At 42.2% G+C, this 21,096-nt stretch carries 19 protein-coding genes, 1 pseudogene and 1 riboswitch; of the genes and pseudogenes, 1 reads left to right on the top strand and 19 read right to left on the bottom strand.

Translation table 11 applies throughout. The features are described from left to right. Positions 1 to 28: 28 nt before the first annotated feature. The 7 genes from Len3610_RS02590 to metA form a co-directional block, all read right to left on the bottom strand. Positions 29 to 181, bottom strand: coding sequence for an anti-repressor SinI family protein (locus Len3610_RS02590; RefSeq protein ID WP_176446583.1), 153 nt, complete (start codon positions 179 to 181; stop codon positions 29 to 31). Positions 182 to 210: 29 nt separating this feature from the next. Further along, positions 211 to 295, bottom strand: a riboswitch (cyclic di-GMP riboswitch). Between the two features lie 457 nt (positions 296 to 752). Continuing rightward, positions 753 to 3,845, bottom strand: coding sequence for an AAA family ATPase (locus Len3610_RS02585; RefSeq protein WP_176446582.1), 3,093 nt, complete (start codon positions 3,843 to 3,845; stop codon positions 753 to 755). 21 nt (positions 3,846 to 3,866) lie between these two features. Further along, positions 3,867 to 5,057, bottom strand: a complete 1,191-nt coding sequence (locus tag Len3610_RS02580) for an exonuclease SbcCD subunit D (protein ID WP_176446581.1) — start codon at positions 5,055 to 5,057, stop codon at positions 3,867 to 3,869. A 141-nt stretch (positions 5,058 to 5,198) separates the two neighbouring features. Next, positions 5,199 to 6,308, bottom strand: coding sequence for a putative lipid II flippase FtsW (ftsW, locus tag Len3610_RS02575; RefSeq protein WP_176446580.1), 1,110 nt, complete (start codon positions 6,306 to 6,308; stop codon positions 5,199 to 5,201). 21 nt (positions 6,309 to 6,329) lie between these two features. Beyond that, on the bottom strand, positions 6,330 to 7,457 hold the full coding sequence (gene rodA / locus Len3610_RS02570) for a rod shape-determining protein RodA (RefSeq protein WP_255259876.1): 1,128 nt from the start codon (positions 7,455 to 7,457) through the stop codon (positions 6,330 to 6,332). Positions 7,458 to 7,502: 45 nt separating this feature from the next. Continuing rightward, positions 7,503 to 8,141 carry a helix-turn-helix domain-containing protein gene (locus Len3610_RS02565; protein WP_176446578.1) on the bottom strand — a complete coding sequence of 213 codons (639 nt, stop codon included), beginning with the start codon at positions 8,139 to 8,141 and terminating at the stop codon, positions 7,503 to 7,505. Positions 8,142 to 8,374: 233 nt separating this feature from the next. Beyond that, entirely contained in the window at positions 8,375 to 9,283 is a 909-nt protein-coding gene (gene metA / locus Len3610_RS02560; protein ID WP_176446577.1) for a homoserine O-acetyltransferase MetA, read from the bottom strand. Positions 9,284 to 9,458: 175 nt separating this feature from the next. On the opposite strand from metA, the gene Len3610_RS02555 reads away from it, so the two are divergent. Then, a complete protein-coding gene (locus tag Len3610_RS02555; protein WP_176446576.1) occupies positions 9,459 to 10,343 on the top strand; it encodes a GNAT family N-acetyltransferase in 885 nt (294 codons plus the stop codon). Between the two features lie 424 nt (positions 10,344 to 10,767). On the opposite strand, the pseudogene Len3610_RS02550 reads toward Len3610_RS02555, so the two are convergent. The 12 genes and pseudogenes from Len3610_RS02550 to Len3610_RS02495 form a co-directional block, all read right to left on the bottom strand. Next, positions 10,768 to 11,157 (bottom strand): annotated as a pseudogene (locus Len3610_RS02550) (ectoine synthase). A gap of 45 nt (positions 11,158 to 11,202) precedes the next feature. Continuing rightward, the gene (gene ectB, locus Len3610_RS02545; RefSeq protein WP_176446575.1) at positions 11,203 to 12,480 is read right to left on the bottom strand and encodes a diaminobutyrate--2-oxoglutarate transaminase; all 1,278 of its coding nucleotides are present in this window, start codon (positions 12,478 to 12,480) and stop codon (positions 11,203 to 11,205) included. A 1-nt stretch (position 12,481) separates the two neighbouring features. Continuing rightward, complete coding sequence (gene ectA, locus Len3610_RS02540; RefSeq protein ID WP_176446574.1) at positions 12,482 to 13,012, bottom strand: diaminobutyrate acetyltransferase; 531 nt, start codon at positions 13,010 to 13,012, stop codon at positions 12,482 to 12,484. Positions 13,013 to 13,387: 375 nt separating this feature from the next. Continuing rightward, a complete protein-coding gene (locus Len3610_RS02535; protein WP_176446573.1) occupies positions 13,388 to 14,110 on the bottom strand; it encodes an amino acid ABC transporter ATP-binding protein in 723 nt (240 codons plus the stop codon). Further along, a complete protein-coding gene (locus tag Len3610_RS02530) occupies positions 14,107 to 14,769 on the bottom strand; it encodes an amino acid ABC transporter permease (RefSeq protein WP_176446572.1) in 663 nt (220 codons plus the stop codon). Before Len3610_RS02530 ends, Len3610_RS02535 begins: the two co-directional genes overlap by 4 nt. Positions 14,770 to 14,960: 191 nt before the next feature. Beyond that, on the bottom strand, positions 14,961 to 15,773 hold the full coding sequence (locus Len3610_RS02525) for a transporter substrate-binding domain-containing protein (RefSeq protein ID WP_176446571.1): 813 nt from the start codon (positions 15,771 to 15,773) through the stop codon (positions 14,961 to 14,963). Positions 15,774 to 16,011: 238 nt separating this feature from the next. Next, complete coding sequence (locus Len3610_RS02520) at positions 16,012 to 16,230, bottom strand: WYL domain-containing protein (protein WP_176446570.1); 219 nt, start codon at positions 16,228 to 16,230, stop codon at positions 16,012 to 16,014. 134 nt (positions 16,231 to 16,364) lie between these two features. After that, positions 16,365 to 17,348 (bottom strand): NAD(P)H-quinone oxidoreductase, encoded by a 984-nt coding sequence (locus Len3610_RS02515; RefSeq protein WP_176446569.1) that lies wholly within the window; start codon positions 17,346 to 17,348, stop codon positions 16,365 to 16,367. An 87-nt stretch (positions 17,349 to 17,435) separates the two neighbouring features. Then, positions 17,436 to 17,708: a hypothetical protein gene (locus Len3610_RS02510; protein ID WP_176446568.1), complete on the bottom strand. Its 273-nt coding sequence runs from the start codon at positions 17,706 to 17,708 to the stop codon at positions 17,436 to 17,438. A 103-nt stretch (positions 17,709 to 17,811) separates the two neighbouring features. Next, positions 17,812 to 18,984, bottom strand: coding sequence for a hydroxymethylglutaryl-CoA synthase (locus Len3610_RS02505; RefSeq protein WP_176449527.1), 1,173 nt, complete (start codon positions 18,982 to 18,984; stop codon positions 17,812 to 17,814). Positions 18,985 to 19,032: 48 nt separating this feature from the next. Next, positions 19,033 to 19,602 (bottom strand): Uma2 family endonuclease, encoded by a 570-nt coding sequence (locus Len3610_RS02500; protein WP_176446567.1) that lies wholly within the window; start codon positions 19,600 to 19,602, stop codon positions 19,033 to 19,035. A 260-nt stretch (positions 19,603 to 19,862) separates the two neighbouring features. Then, complete coding sequence (locus tag Len3610_RS02495; RefSeq protein WP_255259748.1) at positions 19,863 to 20,741, bottom strand: RNA-guided endonuclease InsQ/TnpB family protein; 879 nt, start codon at positions 20,739 to 20,741, stop codon at positions 19,863 to 19,865. Positions 20,742 to 21,096: the final 355 nt, after the last annotated feature.

The following is a 21,096-nucleotide window of genomic DNA, read 5'->3' as shown; positions in this document are numbered from 1 at the left end:
ATACGATTCCCCCATCATTCGTGAATATTCAATCTTTCTGAACATCGCCCTGTTTTATGACTTCCTCCCTCTCCTTCTGCAGAAACTGCCTTACCTCTTCAACACTTAACCCCAGTTCCTTTGCTTCCCTCATCAGGTTGACCCATTCGTGATCATGTTTTACATGAACCCTTTCAATCATATGCTCCCCCTTCTGGTACAATGCGTACCGCAGGCAGTCCAGCCGTCATCATGCTGCCATGGAAGACCTGTAACGTTGCGTCCCCAACTTTCGATGGGTTTGCCTTTTTCTGACCATATGGTTATTTTCTTGCGGATACTGGCAATGGTTGGTAAATCCTGACACATATCCTATCAAAGCCCACACTGCCAATCACGACATGCAATCTTAGCTGTTTCCCTTGACTATAAATTCATTATAAAGCACAGGGTACGCAAAAAAAATGTATGTAATTGGAAATTTGCACTATTTAATTGTTAGTTCTTTCCATATATTAAGTCTATATGCTTATAATAACAGAAATATATGATTATTCAAACTTCATGTTTGTGGAATGTTTGATTAAGACATGTTACCTCATATATGCGATTCCATTAAATTTCATCATACAGTATAGACCATACAAAAAAGTGTCTATGTTGGGCAGTGAATTGACTCGTTGCTTCTTCCGTAAAATAAAAATATCGTCCCGTGAACGAAATGGTCAGCTCAGAAACTGACAATATCATCCCGGGACGCCTATCAATTACTCTCACGACACGACAAATTCTGTCCTGCTCGATCCTTCTTTCGTTTTCACAACATCCAGTCTTGCAGGAAGCATGGCTTTCAGATCCTGAACATGTGAAATAACCCCAATCATGCGGCCGGACTGCTGCAAGTCGATTAATGTTTCGATTGATTTATTCAATGTTTCCTCATCCAGTGACCCAAATCCTTCATCGATGAACATCGTGTCAATAGATATATTGCCCTGGAAGCTCTGAATAACATCTGACATGCCGAGGGCCAGGCATAATGAAGCATTAAATTTCTCGCCGCCTGATAATGTTTTAACGTCACGTGTCTGACCCGTATAGGCATCGTAAACGTCAAGTGCCAGACCGCTTTGTTTGCCATGGGATTCCTGCCGGTCACTTCGCATCAAGTAAAATTGGCCTTTGGACAGATCTCTAAGCCGTCCGTTGGCTGCCTCAATAATCCGCTCCAAATATTCAATTTGCAAATAGCGTTCAAACGAGATTTTCTGATCGTTTTGCCCTCTTAGAACATCGTAAAGATCGGTGACGGTCGCCAGTTCTTTTTCGCTTACAATAACGTGTTCGTTTGCCTCCATTATATTCACTTTCAAATCAGAAGCATCCTGATAATAGTCTTTAGACAGGTTTAATTGCTTGAGCGCCAATTCATAGGCCTGCCTTAAATTTTCCAGCTCGCTTTCAATTGCTGTTAAATCCATTTTTTGTTTATCTTTCAATGATTCCTGTAAATCACTGACGACTTGTTTTAATGCTGAAAGCTGCTCATAAAACTGTTGAATCGATTCCTTCAGTTTTTCGCGTTCAGCAGCAGGTATTTTTGCTTGCTGGTACGCTTCTTCAGATTCAAAACCGGCATTATCAAGAGATGCTTCAAATTCTCGCGCAGCCTTTTTTCGTTTGCCGGTTGTTTCCTCAAGCTGCTTTTGTTTATTCGTCAGATCGGCAGTTGCTTTTGCCTGTTCCTCTTTAGCCTGCTGCAGCTTTGTTTGGGCATCTTCCCAAGCTTTTTCCAACTTGGCTTTTTGATCTGTCGTTTCCTTAATTTGTTTTTCCAGTTCTGCTAACGTCCGCACTTCTTCAGGGATGTTGCGCAAGCGTTCATCATATACTGCCTTTGCTTTTTCATATGATGTATTTTGCTCCTGATACGTTTTATTGAGGCGCTCTTTGTCCGCTTCTATTTTTTTCAGTTCGCCGGATTCTTTTTCATATATTTCCTTTGCCTTTTTAAGGTCTTCGTTCTGTTTTTTTAATGACTCAACTTCTTCGTTTAGCTGTTTTCCTTTGTCAGTGAGCTGCTCCTTCACGGCTTGTGCAGTCTCAGGACCGATTTGATACTGCTTGAGTTCTTCCTTTTTTTCGTCCAATTGGGAGGCATTTGATTTTTGTGTGGCAGCAGCATTCCGGTAATCACGATCGTTCTCGTCCAGCTCCTTCTTTAATGCTTCAAGCTGCTCTTTTGTCAAATCTTTTTCCTGTTGACCAGCCTTGTGCGGATGTTCCGAGCTGCCGCAGACTGGGCAGGATTCACCATCATGCAGGTGTGCCGCTAAAAAGCTTGCCTGGTTGTGCATCCAATCCTGTTCCAATTGATCGTACTTCTGCTTCGTTTCAAGAAAAGCGGTTTCTTTCGTTTGCAAATCCTGATCAATTTGCACTTGCTTCGCCTGCAAATCAAGAAACGTCATCAGCACCTTTACCTGTTCGCGCATGTGATTAAGCGCTTCTTGTTTTTCAGGCAATTGACTGACCGCTTGATCCATCTGGGTAATCTGTTTATTCAGATTTTCTGCCGCCTCATTTTTTTCTTTCAACTGACCTTTTGCTTTTTCCAAATTATCATACACTTGATTCGTCTGTTTCCTTTGTCTTTCTATTTCCTGTTTTTGTTCATCGATATCTTTGACAACCGGAAGAAATTCTTGAAGCTGGTCCAGTTTTTTACTGACATCTTCCCTTTTTTGTTTATTGTTTTCTTCCTGCTCATGGATAGACCGGGCATGCTCCAATTTTACTGCCGCCTGTTTACTGAGAGTTCCCGCATCCTTTAAAGCACTTGTTTTTACTTTCTCTTCTTTTCGCCAATCGGAAGCTTGTTTTTCATATACGTCAATATTGCTTGCCCGATTCGCTGCTTCCAGCTGTTTTTCCTTCCCGGCAAATTCCGGTACTTGTTCCTGCAGCCGCTTCAGCTGGTTTTCTTTCTGCTCCAATTCCTGAAAACGGTCATTCAATGCCTTTGCCTGATGGAATTCGGTTTGCTTTCTGCTATGTGTATTGTACGCCTGTTCATATTTTTGCCGGTCGATGGCAATTTGGTCGTGATAAAACTGGATTTCATCATCCAGCCCGGTGATGACCTGGTTGGTATTATAATATTCCTCATCAAGTATCTGAAATAACGGGGAGCCCTCCCGATTCGGCAGTGCCTGCGAAATCGTTTGGATATAATGGTCACGCATTTGTTTTTCCCGGTTAAAATTCTGCTGGACGCTATCTTTCTTCTGTTTCAGCAACTCGTTCAATTGCTTGTACGATTCTGTTTTAAAGATCCTGCGCAAAATCGCTTCCTTATTTTCCGTTTCTGACGTTAGTAGTTTGCGAAACTCACCCTGGGGCAGCATGACAATCTGTTTGAACTGATCCTGCGTGAGACCGATGATCGCTTCTGCTTTCTTATTAATCTCGGAAACCATTTGCCTGTCAACACAAGGGATTTCCTTTCCGTCCACTTTTTCATAAAACTCATATCGTTCACCTGTCTTTGTTTTGTTCCCTTGTTTGACGTGGCCTAACTGGCGGAAAATCCGATAAAAGTGCCCGTTCAGTTCAAATTCCAATTCAACCGATGTATGGGTATCATCATCAGCAAAATCACTGCGCAGCATCCGGTGATCTTCCCTGTCTGTTCCACTCGCGCTTCCATACAAGGCAAAACAGATCCCATCAAATATCGTTGTTTTTCCGGCACCTGTATTCCCGGAAATGACAAACAATTTATTCTCCTGGAGTTCCGCGAAATCAATGACTTCTGTCTTCTTGTACGGGCCAAATGCCGTCATGGTCAATTTAAGTGGTCTCAACGTGTATACCCCCCCAGAGTTTTATTTCGATACCGCTTTTTCCTGTCCGGTTTGTGCCGACTCCTGTTCATCTTTTAAAAGTTTATCAAGAACTTCTTTGAAAATCGCTTCTGTTTCCTCCGTTACATCGGTCCCCTTCACTTCCTTGTAAAAAGCTTTAAAAAGATCCACATCACTCATATTGGTGCGGTCCATCTTCTTCTTGCTTTCCGCTGATGAAGGGGAAGGTCCATAATGCTTTCGCTCAACATGCATCGCATTTGGATAAACCGACCTGATGCGTTCCATTGGTGATAAGACAGGTGCATCATCAAGTAAACGAACAAACACATAATCGTCATTAACCGGATGGGTCAGTAAATCCTCCATTGTCGCTTCCACTGTTCGGATATCCCGTTTTGGCGTTAGTGTACGCTTTTCAATCGACACTTTTCCATTGGCGTCCAGCTCAACGATCGAATAGCCTTTTTGATGGTGTTCTTCGGAAATAGAATATTTGAGAATCGACCCGGAATACCGAACTGATTCGTTACTGACATGGTGTGCCTGATGCAAGTGTCCTAATGCTGTATAGTGGAATGGTGAAAAGTGATGGGCATCAACATATTCCGCTCCTCCGATAGAAAGCGGCCGTTCGGAATCGCTCGTATTTTCTTTCTCCTCACCGAACGGGGTGATAAACGCATGGCCTATGTACACATGCCGGGCGTCCGGATCCATCTGCCGGCGAATGTTTTCCACAATTTCCCGAGCCGCATCATTATGTGTCCGAATGTCATCGTCTTCCAACCTGGTCCGCACAACGCTCGGGTCACAATATGGCACGGGGTGAAAATGCACCGGACCATGTTCATCATGCAGCTTAACCGGCTTCAAATCCGCATCAAAATTACCAACGATATGGAAACCGTTTTGCTTCATAATATGACTTCCAAAGTTAAGACGGCCCGGACTGTCGTGGTTCCCCGCAACTGCCAATACAGGCGTCTTTAACTCAAGCACGATTTTGCTCAGGACCTCATCCAATAAATGGACAGCTTCAGTCGGCGGTACCGCACGATCATACAAATCACCGGCAATAATCACGGCATCGGGCCTTTCCGCTTCAACGGCTTTCGAGAATTGATCCAGAACAAAACGCTGATCCTCCGTCATGTACACACCCTGGACGAGCTTTCCCAGATGCCAGTCCGCTGTATGGAATAATTTCATAGGCTTGACTCCTTTCCGCACGATGTTATTATTCTATTATAATATAAAATGATCGCTGCGTGTTAGATAGGATAAGAAAATAATAGGTTATTGGATGGAAACCCCATGGTTCACCAATGCGGGATGGTGATACGTCCTGACTTACACTTTTTTAGGAACCTGTGACGAAAGATTTACTAAAATACCGGCCGTAATCATTGTAAAAACCAATGAAGATCCACCATAACTTATAAACGGAAGGGTTATACCAGTTATTGGTAACATTCCGGACACTGCACCCAAATTAATGATAGCCTGAAGCATCAATTGAAATGTCAATCCTATTGCCAGTAATTTCGGGAACATATCATCCATTGTTTTAGCAATTTTCACGCCCCGAAACATAATAAATATATAAGAGAATATGACAATGCCCAAGCCGAAAAACCCTAATTCCTCTACAATAATCGCCATTATAAAGTCTGTATGCGCTTCCGGTAAAAAACCGGTTTTTTGTACACTATTGCCAAGTCCATTCCCTAAAAATCCTCCCGAAGCAATGGCAACATAGCTGTTAACCAACTGATAACCTTCTCCGGCCATATCTTCCAAAGCATTCAAAAAGGATGTTAATCGATTGAAACGATAGGTCGATGTTAAAGAAAAATAACTAAAACTGGTTATACCAACGCCTAGTAATATCCCAATATGAGGAAACCGAACACCGGCGCATAACACAATAACACCGCAAGCCATGATTAATAAAGATGCCGAACCTAAATCCGGTTGTTGCAAGATCAGCAAAGATACAACAGCCAATATAAGAAGCGGGGGCATGACGCCTTGTTTAAATTGAGTAATATAAGACTGCTTCTTAGCATAAATGGCAGCAAAGTAAATAATCATACATAGCTTCACCGCTTCAGTCGGCTGGAATAGAAAGGTGCCAACCTGTATCCATCGTTGTGAATTATTTCTCTCAACACCTATTCCTGGCACTAACACAAGCACCAACAATAAAATCGATAACAAAACAAAAACAGGGCTTAGTCTGCTATATAACCGGTAGGGTATTAACGCAGCTATCAGGGAGAATAGAATCCCAATCCCGAACCATATCACTTGTCTAGTAAAAAAATAGCGGGAGTCATTAAAATGAATATCACCTTGTACATAACTGGCACTATAAACCATCATAGTGCCAAACACGATTAAAATCAGTATACATATAATTAATGGCAGGTCCATCTGTTTCACTTTTTGACGTATCATAACACCTCGGCTCCCAGCTCACTAGTTACTGAACAGATAATTTTTAGAACGCATTTGGACACTGAATACTAAACCTAAAGCAATCATGTTGGTCAATAACGCACTTCCACCATAGCTCACAAGTGGTAAAGCAAGACCTGTAATGGGCATTAAGCCAATGGTCATGGCAATGTTTTGAAACACCTGGAACGTCAGTAAGCCAATGGTTCCAACACAAATATAGATACCAAACAAATGATTAGCAGAAAGTGCAATAATAATAATGCGATAAATGAGTAAGAAATAAATAGAGATTAATAGACTTGTGCCCAAAAACCCAAACTCCTCCCCAATAACTGCAAAAATAAAGTCGGTGTGCACCTCTGGGATACTGCCATTTTGTACTTGAACACCCTGGTTATATCCTGAGCCTGTCAATTGCCCCGAACCAATTCCCGTCACCGCTTGTTTTAATTGATAACCATAATCAGAAGAAAACTCATTCGGATTTAACCAACCATAAATTCTTCCCAGTTGATGGGGTTTGAATACTTTTGTAAGGACATCATAATAAGATTGATATATAACTAAAAAAGCAGCAACTAAACTAATCATACCAGTAACCAATATACCTATCATTTTCCTGGATATACTTGAGACAAGGATTAACGTAAGTGTAATAGTTACGATTATCAGTGAGGACCCTAAATCCGGTTGAATTAAAATGAGTGAGAATGGCAGAAGACTGTAACCAGCTATCTTTAAAGTAACCGGAATACTGGCCTTAAAGGAAATACGTTCACTGCCCATTCTGCTTAGGTGACTCGCAAGCAAAAGAATTAAAAAAATCTTCATAAATTCAGAGGGCTGCAGCTCCATAACGCCTAAATCGATCCAACGTTGTGATCCATTTTTCGTTACCCCAAAAAAATGGACAAGAAAAAGAAAAGCAATTCCCCCAACATACAAGAAAATTGACAGACGATCCAATAATTCATAATCAAAATATGCCACAAGTAGCATAAGCGCTGTGCCAACGACATACCACATAACTTGCCGCTTGACAAAGAAAAGTGGATCTTCCTGCACATATTGACCAGATCCGCTATAAATGGCCAGCAAACTAAATATAAATAAAATCCCTATTAACACTAGAAGATTGGTATCCATTTGCAGTCTATTACGATCTTGTTGCATTGGTTTCGGCCTTTCCATTTATTTTTTTCCGGGAATTGACTGCAACACGGATTGAACGACAAACGCATCATCCAAAAATCCGACAGGTAACACATAGTCAGGAATCACATCCACTGTGATAATAAAATATAAAAGAGCGATCCCCATTATCGAAAGTTCTTTAATAGAACCTTTCTTTAAGACATAACGATTATATATTTCTTTCAACTGATCTACATAAGGACCAATACTGCCTATTGTTGATAATTTCATATTAAAATCACGATGAATAGATTGCTGCCCTTCATCCGTTTCACAATATGTTTCATAAGCTTTTAAGTGTTCATCAATTCGCAGTCTGGAAAAGTTATATTGTGACATATTAAACGCTTCAAGCATCTTTTTAATACGATCCTCTGATACATTAACCCGTGTTTCCTCTTGTTGTTCTGTACTTCTGGTGTAACCTTCCGTATTCAATAAAGTTGTGATAGGAACATCCAAATTCTCGGCAAATTTGCTTAAATGATGCAGGTTTGCATTTCGTTTCCCACGGATGATGCGAGAAATGGTAGAAGAATGAATGCCCGATAGTTCCGAAAGTTTCCTCGTCGATAATTTTTTTTCGTTCATAAGACCTTTGATCAAGTTACCTAAATCATTCGAAGCGTACTCCAACTCTTATGCACCTTCCTTTAGACTAAAAGCGAGTTTCCGACTAAGCACTATTTAAACTATATCGATATCATGACATTATGTCAACAATTGTTGTCATTTTGTCAACTTAAACGGTAAAAATAATTCCATAAACGAGCCGTCCATAAAAATTGATCATTCAATTGATTAGATACCAAAAATTAAAAAGCCGCAAACCTCATAATAAGGCTTGCAGCTCATAGACCACTTGGATTCTAATCCCATTCAAACGGCGTAGCCTGATAAACATAATAATTCAGCCAGTTTGAGAACAGTAAGTGGCTGTGTGAACGCCATTTGTGAGGTGGTTGTTGATTGACATCATCGTTTGGAAAATAATTCTCCGGTATAGCCGTCTTCACGCCTCTCGTATGATCACGTTCATATTCCTCGGCAAGGGTTGTCGCATCATACTCCATATGGCCGGTAATCATGATGTTCTTGGCATCGTTGGACATGATGATAAATGGCGCGCCCTGTTCGGAAACAGATAACAGCGTCAAATCCGAATTGGCTTCAATCGCCTCTCTCGGCACACTGGTATACCGTGAGTGCGGGGCATGGTAAATATCGTCAAAGCCGCGGACCAGGTTTACAGTCGGATCGGAAATTTGATGCTCATAAATACCGAAACATTTTTCGGTGAGTTCATATTTTCCCACACCATAATGATAATACAAGGCCGCTTGGGCTCCCCAGCATATATGAAAGGTCGAGGTGACATTTGCAGCCGCCCAATCCATAATCTCTGTCAGTTCATCCCAGTAAGCAACATCTTCAAATGCCAGATGTTCAATTGGCGCGCCAGTGATGATCAGCCCATCAAAACGGCGATTTTTGGCCTCATTAAACGTCGTATAAAAATTTTCCAGATGATGGGAGCTCACATGCGTCGGGCGATGTGTCGCGGTTCTGAGAAAACTGATATTGACCTGAAGCGGTGTGTTACCGAGTAACCGCAGCAGCTGTAATTCCGTCCGCTCCTTTTCCGGCATTAGATTCAAGATTAATATATTAAGCGGACGAATATCCTGCGTCCGGGCTCTATCCTCATCCATAACAAAAATTTTCTCCTGCTTTAACGCATCGCTTGCAGGTAATTCCTTTGATACATTAATTGGCAACTGACATCACTCCATAATTAAGTTGAATAAGTACCATTATAGAACTTAGGCGGCGAGGTGGCAACCATCTGACAGAAAATTTTGTACAGTGATCCTATCAAAGTTAAATGCTTTCCCGACACATCATGACATGATACTCTATTAACAGGAAAATAACGCAGGGAGTGTGCATCATATGAACAAGACCATTCGAATGCTTGACAGCAGGGACTATCCACACTTGGAAGCAATGGACACAGGTATTGAGTTTGACTATATCCCTCGCATATTTGACAAGCTCATAACGGGCAATAACCGGTTATACGGTTTATTTCTTGACGGTCAAATGGTAAGCATGAGTGGTTATACGATTTATGCGAACCATTACGCTATGCTTGGACGACTGAGAAGCGACCGGCGTTTTAAGGGGAACGGCTATGCGACAGAGATAGTGGCTTATGTAATGAATGAAGCATTTAAACTCAGTAACATTCATTGGGTGGGAGCGAATACAGAGGAGGATAATCTCCCCGCACGACGCGTATTGGAAAAAGTTAGCCTGGCACCATACATCGCCTTGCATGGGGCGCAGACCGAGGATACCTCTGTCATGGAATCAAACGCACGTCCGTGGCAGCCAGTCACTGATTTGACACGTAAACGGGAATGGGTGAACAAGCTTTACGCCCAAACCGGTGCCATTTTCCCTTATGAGTGCTATTATCCGTTTCCGGGGTCAGCTGATTTGTTTCAGGACGACGATTTAAAGCAGTGGTCTTTTTACGAAAACGCGTCTGGAACACGATTTCTAATCACGAAGTACGACCAGAAAAAGTACCATTATTTGCATGCAGTCTACCCATGGCACGATATGGCAGAACAGCGTGGATTATGGGAAACGATTGCAGCAGACTACCGAAAATTAAAAACCCTTACCGATGATGAAACATACATATGGATGGATTTAACTAAGGAAGAGATACAGACACTTCCCGCCGGACATCCTTTTGAACTGCCCACCCCATGGATTTTACACGGCATGGACAAAGCAACATGGGCAGAGGCAAGTGCATTGGCATGATTTGCTGATATTAAAGATGGTAAATATCCGTATCGATAGCGTCTTGATATAAAACGATTCTCGTATAAAATACTGGCTTGTGTGGCATCGTTGTAATAGAAACCATTTTGGACTTGAGAGGCCTTATCTCTTACGTTTTGAGCTCTACCGGGGGCCGTTTTGGACTTGAGAGGCTTTCTCTCTTACGTTTTGAGCTCTACCGGGGGCCGTTTTGGACTTGAGAGGCTTTCTCTGTGACGATTTGGCCGCTTTCGGAGGACGTTTCGGACTTGAGAAATGATGTTTGCGTCGGCTATTCGGGTTTACGTCTGGCTATAGGTTTCCTTCACGCTTTTAGGTGTTTCGCTGCTTTTTCATAACAACCCAATTTAAAAACCCGGATTATGGCTCATACACCATAACCCGGGCAAATGCACCGATCCTGTTATTCCGTCAACAGCGGGTAATACCCTTCTTCATTATGTGTTTCTTTTCCGACGAGTGGCGGATTGAAGACACATATCATGCGCATTTGTGTCTTGGCACAAAGGATATGCTTATCATGTTTCGTTCTACAGATACCATTGTTCAGCTTTAATTATCATAGACGTCGCCGGTTTTCCACCTTTTCGATGGTGCCTTCTCCCTCGATGCAATAAACGGCTTCGATATGATTTTTATACCAGAAATAATTTTCTGTGCCGGCTTTGATGATCGTATCATTCATGCTGAAGCCAACACCATCTTTTTTAAGGATGAAGCGGCGGCTGGACCAATTCTCATCGTAAGTTTCGTCTTCTGTTCCAATTAAATCCTCAAGTGATTTTACAATCATTTGCTGTCCCCTCTTTCATTTTTTTCTGCAATAGTGTTTACTTTATTAGCCAAGGGTTGCTTTTATGCTTTCGTCTAAAATCGCAAGTCCCTTTTTGATACCTTCCTTATCTATAATAAGCGGAGGGAGAAATTTGACAACTTCATCTTCCGGACCGGATGTCTCAACAATTAAACCGCGCTGGAACGCCTCAAAACAAATCTGATCGGTCAGTTCCGGTTTGTCGACTGCTATACCTTGCATCAAGCCTCTGCCGCGGTGATGGGCTTCAAGCTCAGGATATTTGTTAACCAGGGACTCAATGCCTTCACGCAACACAACACCTTTCTCCTGAATGGATTTCGTGAACGCATCTGTTTCCCAATAAGCGAGCGCTTCGGTTGCACCAACAAACGCCAGATTATTACCGCGGAATGTGCCGTTATGTTCACCTGGTCCCCATTGGTCATATTCCGGCTTGATCAGTGTAAGGGCCATTGGCAAACCAGCTCCGCCAATCGATTTTGACAGGCAGACGATATCCGGGTCAATTCCGGCCGGTTCAAAGCTGAAGAATGTTCCTGTTCTTCCGCATCCCGCCTGGACATCATCGACAATCAGCAAAATATCCCACTGTTTGCAAAGGTCAGCCACTTTCCTCAACCATTCCATTCCGGCTGCATTAATGCCGCCTTCACCTTGAACGGTTTCCAGAATGATAGCTGCCGGCAGGGCAACACCGCTTCCTCTGTCTTCCAAAAAGCGTTCCAGATAAGCGATTGTATCCTGGTTCTCCACATAATCATCAAATGGCATTGATACCGAATGATGGAGTGGAACACCTGCACCGTGACGTTTGAATGAATTGGCCGTTACAGACAGTGAACCGATTGTCATCCCATGAAAAGCATTTGTGAAACTGATGACTGTATCGCGGCCGGTTACTTTACGGGCAATTTTCAGTGCACTTTCCACCGCGTTTGTTCCGGTGGGTCCCGGAAACATCACTTTATAATCAAGGTTACGGGGATTAAGAATAACCTCGTTAAACCGTTTAAGGAACGTTTCCCTTGACGTGGTTCCCATATCGAGACTATGAAGGATACCGTTATTTTGAATGTATTCAATCATTTTTGCCTGCATGTTGTCATCATTGTGTCCATAATTTAATCCACCGGCACCTGCAAAGAAATCGATATATTCATTTCCATCCGTATCCCAGATTTTGTAGCCTTTTGCTTGTTCAAAAACGGCCGGCCAGCCACGGCTGTAACTCCTTACGGTTGATTCCAGTTCCTCAAATGTTTTCATCTTATTATCTTCAATTACTGTTGTTGTCACCATTTCACCCTTCCACTAAAATTTTTTCTTTTTGAATAGGTCCAATCTTAAACAATAGCTCATCTTCATGACCTTCTTTCGGGAAATCATCAGATGTAAAATAGTCATGAATAACACATTTTGTACGCAACTTTTTCGCAAGTCCTCTGAACAATTGCTGTGATGCTGTATTCGATGGGGAAACCGTTGCTTCCACATGATTGACTTCGCCGCAGCCTTCGCGTTTAAGCAGCTGATACAACATCCTGGTTGCGAGTCCGCTGCCACGCTCTGATGCATCGACAGCCACCTGCCAAATGAACAGCGTATCAGGCTGGTCAGGATGAATAAACCCTGAAATAAAGCCTACCGTATTATCCTCTCTTTCAACGACGATGGATGTTTCGGAAAATATTTCACACCACATTAGGTAGCTGTAGGACGAATTAAGATCCAGAACGCCTGTATTATTAATCAGCTCCCACACGTCTGCTCCATCATCTTTTGTCGGCTTGCGAAAAACAAGCTCTCCCTCATCTTCCTTTGTTTTAGTCATGACACTACTGTTACTGCTGTTTAAGATGATTCCACCTCCTAAGGTATTTAAAAAAGCATTCTTTTTAAGAATAAAGAGAATAGTTCTATTCGTCAAAACGGATTAATCATCGTTGAGCATGTTTAAACATGTTGAAGCCCTGTCTGAGTAAAATAAACCAAGGCAATTTAAAAAATGCTCCCAAATAAATGGAAATTGACGGCCATTTCGAAATAAGCAGGCTCAAGTCAGCTTGTTTTATTAATCGAAAAGAAAGTATAAAATTTAGGATAACGTTTTCAATACGGAAATCGGCTAACTCACCGATTCCTGCCAATCTGACCTCTGGCATCTGAAAAAGGCAGGCTGATGCGGCCTGCCTTAGCAATTATGGCGCTATAAAATTTTATTCAAAAATTCCTGTGTGCGCTCTGACTGTGGATTGGAAAACAATTCTTCCGGAACATTTTCTTCAACAATGATCCCGTCATCCATAAACAGAACCCGATCACCAACTTCACGGGCAAATCCCATCTCATGTGTCACGACAAACATCGTCATTCCTTCATTGGCCAGCTGTTTCATCACTTCCAGCACTTCTCCGACCAATTCAGGGTCTAATGCCGATGTCGGTTCATCAAACAGCATCATCTTAGGCTCCATCGCCAGCGCACGGGCAATCGCCACCCGCTGCTGCTGACCGCCTGATAGTTGCTGCGGGTACTGATCAGCTTTGTCTTCCAGTCCGACTTTTTCCAACAATTTCAAACAGCGTTCACGTGCTTCCTCATCCGAAATTTTACGTACTTTTTGAGGAGCAAGCATTAAGTTTTCGATCACTTTTTTATGCGGAAAAAGATTAAATTGCTGAAAAACCATTCCAACCTCTGTGCGCACCATATTGATATCGGTCTTCGGGTCATTCAGATTAAAACCGTCAACAATCACTTCACCGCTTGTAATCGGCTCCAGCATATTTAAACAGCGCAGGAAAGTACTCTTTCCGGAGCCGCTTGGACCAATTACACAAACAACCTCAGATGGTTTGATTTCACAATCGATGCCTTTTAAAACTTCTGTATCACCAAATTTTTTGTGCAAATCTTTTACTTCAATCATTGAATATCCAACCTCCTTTCCATTCGCTGCAGAACAAAGGATAATGTTAGTGTAATCGCCAGATAGAAGACAGCAACCGTCGTGTAAATTTCAACGGCATTAAAATGGTTCGCTGCAATCAGACGTCCCTGGAAAATCAGTTCCGGAACAAGTATGACCGATAAAAGCGATGTATCTTTAATACTAATGATAAATTGGTTGCCAAGCGGCGGGATCATCCGCTTGAATGCCTGAGGCCAAATGATATAGCGCATGGTTTGTCCATGGTTAAGACCAAGTGAACGACCTGCTTCCATTTGCCCCTTGTCAATTGATTGAACGGCTCCTCGTACAATTTCTGCTATGTAAGCCCCGGAGTTTAAGGCAATAACAATAATACCCGCTATTATCGACCCTATCTCAAACTGGATAATAAGCGGGAGTGCAAAATAAATCCAAATAGCCTGTACCAGGACAGGGGTTCCCCGGATCACTTCAATATATACGACAGAAATACCATGAATAATTTTGCTTTTTGAAATCCGGCCAAGGCCGAAAATTCCGCCCAGAACAAAGCCGATTACAAGCCCGACAACAGATATTAATAATGTATAATACAAACCGGTAAATAACTGCGGTAAAAATTCGACAACACCAGCCCAATTAAATCTTCCTATCATTCAACCACCTCTCCCCGAAAACTTGGCTCTTCGCCAACTTTTGTGGCGATAGCCTTATCTGTACCTATGCAGATAGATGATTTTTACACTTTTCCTGTTTCCGTAAATGAAAAAACTAAGGCCTATCAATACTAATGGCGATAAGCCTTAGCTTTCCGGATTTTGATTATGGCACATGTCTTTCACTATGATTATTCAGGTGTTGTACCAAACCACTTTTCATAAATTTCATCGTATGTGCCATTATCTCGAATGGTTGCCAAAGCATCATTAATGGCGGTCACCAATTCTTCCTGCCCCTGGGAAATCGCAATACCATAATTCTCAGCCTGATATAAATCCCCGACTACTTTCAGGTTATCGCCTGTTGTCTGAATATAATAGTTAACGTTCGGCGCATCATACAAAACGGCGTCATCACTGCCGTTCTCAACAGCTAAATAAGCCTGGTCAAGCTGTTCGTATTGGTTCGCCTCGGCATCCTCAATATTCTCGTCAATATACTCCGCACTTGTGGAACCAAGGCGAGTAGCGATTGATTTGCCTTCAAGATCTTCAATACCACTAATATCGTCATTATCTGCCTGTACCCCTATAGCCAGACCAGATTCATAGTACGGATCACTGTAATCAATCTTCTCTGCCCGCTCTTCAGTGATACCTATTCCGGCAATCGCAATATCAAACGAGCCTGTTTGCAGACCCGGGATGATACCATCGAAATTGGTTATTTCCAATTCAATGTCAAATCCGGCTTCATCTGCAACAGCATTGATTAAATCTATGTCAAACCCGACATACTCACCATCTTCTTCAAATTCAAATGGTACAAATGATGAATCGGTAGCCACAGTATATGAGTCCTGTAATTCACCGCCATCACCTGAACCTTCACCACCTTCTGAACCATCAGCCTCACCACCGGAGCCACAAGCTGCCAACAAGCTGATCAGGCCAATCAAGAGTAAAACAATACTAATCTGTTTCCATGTTTTTCGAGTCACTAAAAGTCCCCTCCCTAAAGGTTTCTATTATTCTACCATAAAGCAATATTACCAGTAAACGTACTATTAAGAAAATTTGTTATTTGTTGATATTCCTGCTTCTATTAGAAATACAATTGCTTACAGGTGTTTATACAAGCATATGATAAGAATTACTGCAAAATGCTGACAGTTAGATATGGTTAAAAATAAACCGGCCAATTTTCAGCAACAGTACTGCCGGTTTATTTTCAAATGTCTATGCTCCCATTCGTTTATGAGGGGCTGGACTGATTGATAAAATCTTGTCTGTTTTAAATGTTCTGATTTGCCGGCGCGTGAAACAAAACGCTTTTATTGTGTCCTGATTGACTCCGAGCACACGAATCACCCGCTGACTTGCGTGATTGTCAGCATCAAGATATATCATTTCAAGCTTCTGTCCGGTTTGTACGGCCTTTTGAAGCAAACGATCCATAACAGACAACCCCCTTAAAGAACTCTTGTTCGCATTATACCACAAAATATCCGGAAATGAAACAAACGTTCTTATTCCAAGCCAAAAATTCCGCAAACTTTTTTAAAAAAGCTTGCGGATTACATACATATTCATCACGCGTTATTCATATCCAGGATAATCTTTCCGATATTTCGGTTATCCTCCATATACTTATGGGCTTCGTTTGCCTCTTCAATTGAATAGACGCGGTCAATAATCGGACGGATTTTTCCTCGCTCAAAATACTTAGTCACTCTCCGGGAAAATTCCTGGCTCAGTTCCTCCTTATAGGCATCACTTCTTGGTGTCAGCAAGGTTCCTGTCAGCTGTATATACTTGGACATGATTGACATTAAATTGACATTTGAGAGTTCGCCCCCGCCAAGCACGCCTATAAGAACCCAACGGCCGCCATGTTTAATACTGTTTATGTTTTTATCCCAGTAATCAGCACCGATGAAATCAAGAATCAGATCCACACCTTCACCATCTGTTTTCGTCAAAATTTCCTCATCAAACGACTGCTCTTTATAGTTGATTAGAATATCTGCGCCAAGCTCTCGACAAAACTGTAATTTTCTTTCCGATCCGGCCGTCACAATCACCTGTGCATTGCAAAGTTGTTTAGCCAATTGAATGGCAGCTGTTCCGACACCACTAGCACCGGCATGGATTAAAACCGTCTCCTGATGCTGTAATTTACCGATCCAAAACAATGTTTGGTAGGCTGTCAGAAATACTTCGGGAATGGCAGCCCCTTCAGCAAACAATAACGATTCAGGGATTTTCATCGCCCGATCGGCCGGCATCACCGCGTATTCAGCATACCCGCCGCCATTGACAAGTCCCATTACGCTGTCACCGGCAGCAAAAAGCTCGCTGCCATTCGTATCCACGACCTCTCCGGCCACTTCAACGCCCAAAATGGGATTCACGGCATAGCCCGACTTGCCTTCCCGGTTCAGGATATCTGTCCTGTTCACTGCGGCATGATGAACCTTGATCAGCAGTTCATCATGGGCAGGCTCTGGTTGTGACATGGTTGCCAATTCCAATTCATTTCGCGTGTCCCCTTGTTTAACGACGACACCTTTCATACAAAACGCCCCCATATACTTTCATGATAGCTTAAGCGTGACACATCGCCATCCGGAAAATCAACCATACAGCTCTATCATCAAAAGTTACTCCTCGCTATCATCATCCGCTTCTGAATTTTCTTCTTCCTCCGTTTGCACCTCGTCAAGGTCAAGCCAGGAGAGCATTTCGTGAACAACTGTATTGATTTTCTCATCGACCATATCACTGCCGTATTTAATCTTGGCACGTTCAATATTTTCAAGGACCTCCGCATCAAACTGAATAACAGGCTTATCTTCCTCAAGATTGTTGAACAAATCAAGGATTTCATCCAATGCTTTATCAAATCGTTTCGTTTCCAATTCACTTGCTTTCATCTTTATCACCCGTTATTAGCGTGTCCAAAATCAGTTAAATTAACGTACCACGTCAATAGATACGAAAAATGGGACAAAGGGTCTGTCCCAATATCCCACTTTTTCACTTCTTCTTATTCACATACCGGCGCTTATGATCCGCTACACCTGCAAGACAAATTGTTGCGGGGTCGTCCTGAACGTCGAATGCGACTTCGGAGCCGTCTGTTGGCAGGGTTTCTTCAAAAATCGTTTCATATTCAGGAACTGTTACTTCTTTTCGTGATGCAAACAGGTCATCATGCTGTTTAATATGAAGATGTTCTTTATAGCCGTTTTGCAAAAGACCTGTAAAGAACTCCCCTACTGCGCCGGAGCCATAACTGTACATGCCGATTCGGGAACCTGCCGGAAAAGCGTTTGCCTGTTCAATTAGTGAAAGCAGACTTAAATACAATGAACCGGTATAAATATTACCGACACTTCGGTTGTATTCAGTGCTGGTTTGATAGTTCGTCTTCAAACGTTCCTGCACTTCTTCTGTCGTTTCACCAAGAACAGGTTTGAGCGCTTTTTTGCCCATTTTCGTATACGGAAGATGGAAGGTGATCGCTTCAAAATCCTTGAGCCCCAGACCGGATTTCGCCTTGTATTGGCTCCAGATTTCAGAAAAGAACGCGATGTATTGTTCATTGGATAATTTGCCATCCGCAAAAGCCTTGTCCGAGTAAACAGGACGCCAAAAATCCATAATATCGGCAGTAAAATAAACACTTTGATCTTCAAGTGCCATAATGTTGGGTTCAGCACTGATCAGCAATGCGACCGCTCCTGCCCCTTGTGTTGCTTCACCCGGTGTATTCAGGCCGTACCTGGCAATATCGGAACCCAACACGAGCACCTTGCTGTCCGGATTCATGGCAATATGCCCTTTTGCCATTTGAATGCCGGCAGTCGCTCCGTAACAAGCTTGTTTCACTTCAATTGCCCGGGCATATGGATTAAGGCCCAGAAGTTCATGCACATAAACCGCTGCGGACTTGGAACTGTCAACACCTGTCTCTGTTCCAAAAATAACAAAATCAATCGTTTCCTTATCCGCGTCATCCAAAATTTCCCATGCCGCATTTGCCGCCAGTGTCACTGAATCCTGTGTCACCGGTGTAACCGCCATTTTTTCCTGTCCAATACCAATTGTAAATTTATCCGGATCCACGTTCCTGCTTGCAGCCAGTTTGGTCATATCCAGATATAAATGCGGTGCGTAAAAACCTATTTTGTCAATTCCTATGTCCAACATTCCTGCTCCTTTTCTTATCAAGTTCATAATTTTATCGTGAGAAATTTAGCTTTTAAAGATATTTTTTAAATCAATTTTTAATTCGGTAAAGATTTCTCCGGTCAGATCATCATCTTTACCAAACACTTTTGTCTGTTTAAACGCATGCCGGTCAACAATATAGACCTCGACAGACATATTATATGGATCGACTATCCAATATTCTTTAACGCCAGCTTCCTCGTAGCTCTTAAGTTTAATCCAGCGGTCGTTTCTTGCAGTTGATGGGGACAGAACCTCCACAATCAAATCCGGTGCACCTATGATGTTGTTATCTTTAATTTTAGTGGAATCACAAATAACCATTAAATCAGGCTGCACCCAATTTTGAATATCAGCCGCTTTTGTACCTTCATCAGCGAACAAGCAAACATCCATTGGAGAAGAAAAAGCACGGCATTCTTTATCACGCAAAAACATCTTGAACTCCGCGGTCAATTCATCTACAACATCCTGATGCTTTGGTGTCGGGGGAGGAGACATGTTAATAACTTCTCCATTAATAACTTCCAAGACAACATCATCGTCCAACGCAAGATAGTCTGCATAGGTATATATTTTGTTTCTATCCAGCATGACCACAAAATCACCCCATCCATGATACACCTCAAGAATGACCTGTTTTTTTCAACTCTCATCTGAATAACAAACATCTTTATTATATTATAACATAAAGTGAAATGCCGTGAACCTCTCCACCTAAATCCAAGATTTTGATGGAGCTTCCCTATTCACGGACGATAGCTTTGTTCTAAAGAACCGAGTCTTACATCATCTCCAAGGGCTTTGTTTATACTGATCGGACAGGACCTTGCCCTACAGTTGGAACAATCTATTTATGCAGTTGGACTCAGATCAAAAAGACCCAGTCCGGCTGCTTCAATATTGATGGCCGCATTATGGTCGCGGTCTAAAATGGTCCCGCATGACTTGCATACATGTGTTCTGACGGACAGAGACTTTCTCACACGCGCCTTACAGCCAGAACAGTCCTGACTGGTATAATGCGGTTTAATTCTTACGAGCTTGCCACCATTATTGTTACACTTGTAGTCGAGCATATTACCAAAAGCACCCCAGCCAGCGTCATGAATCGACTTTGCCAAATGACGATTTTTCACCATATTTCGGATCATCAGATCTTCTACAAAAACAAATTTATAAGTCTTCGAAAGCCGGTAACTTAGCTTATGGAGAAAGTCACGACGCTGATTTGCAACTTTTATGTGCAGCTGCTGCACTTTTTGACGTTGTTTCTTCCAGTTATTTGAGCCTTTTTTCATGCGGGAAAGTTTCTTTTGCGCTCGCTTCAATTTCCTTTCTACTTTTAAGAGGAACTTTGGATTTTCGATTGTCGTCCCATCGGAAAGTACGGCAAACTTTTGAATACCAACATCAATGCCTGTTGATTGGACAGGGAACTCAACCGTTTCGTTTACGTGTCTTTCAACACTGAATATCGCAAACCAACGGTGACCCTGCCGTTTGATGGTGACCTGTTTCACTTTTCCTTCCAACGGGCGATGAAAGTTGACATACACTGCGCCAAGCTTTGAAATAAGAAGATGATTACTCTCGTCTAACGAAGCAGCGTAACGCACATCACGTCGTTTGACTTCACCGGTTGTCTTGTTTTTTACATGTCGTTTTTCATCCCAAATTGTGTAAATGTTCAGTGAGTATATCTTGTGTTTTTTGAGTTTGATAACGTGCACGCCTTCAAAAAAGTCTTGTATGCGCGTCCAGACGGAGAATACTCTTGCAAGGTTGTGACGGCATTGTTTAGAAATGATCTTTGTTTTTATTCTGCTTTTGCTGTTTTGTTAATTGCGTCGGGACAGCCTCATTCTGTTCTTTTGTAAAAATGCCTGTTTATCCAAAAAGAGCGGAATTGTACTGCTGACGACAAATCGATAGCCAACTATCCAATATTGCCATCTGTCTTCGTTTGAAACATTTCATATTTATAATTCATGCGCACCAGCATTTGTTGTCACCGCCCGAATTTGCTTTAATTCTCATTATACCAAACACAAGTTCTATTGTCTAGAATTTTTAGTTTTTTTATAA

Source organism: Lentibacillus sp. CBA3610 (genome assembly GCF_013373365.1).
Taxonomy (GTDB): domain Bacteria; phylum Bacillota; class Bacilli; order Bacillales; family Amphibacillaceae; genus Lentibacillus.
This window is presented reverse-complemented; position numbering and strand designations above follow the sequence as displayed.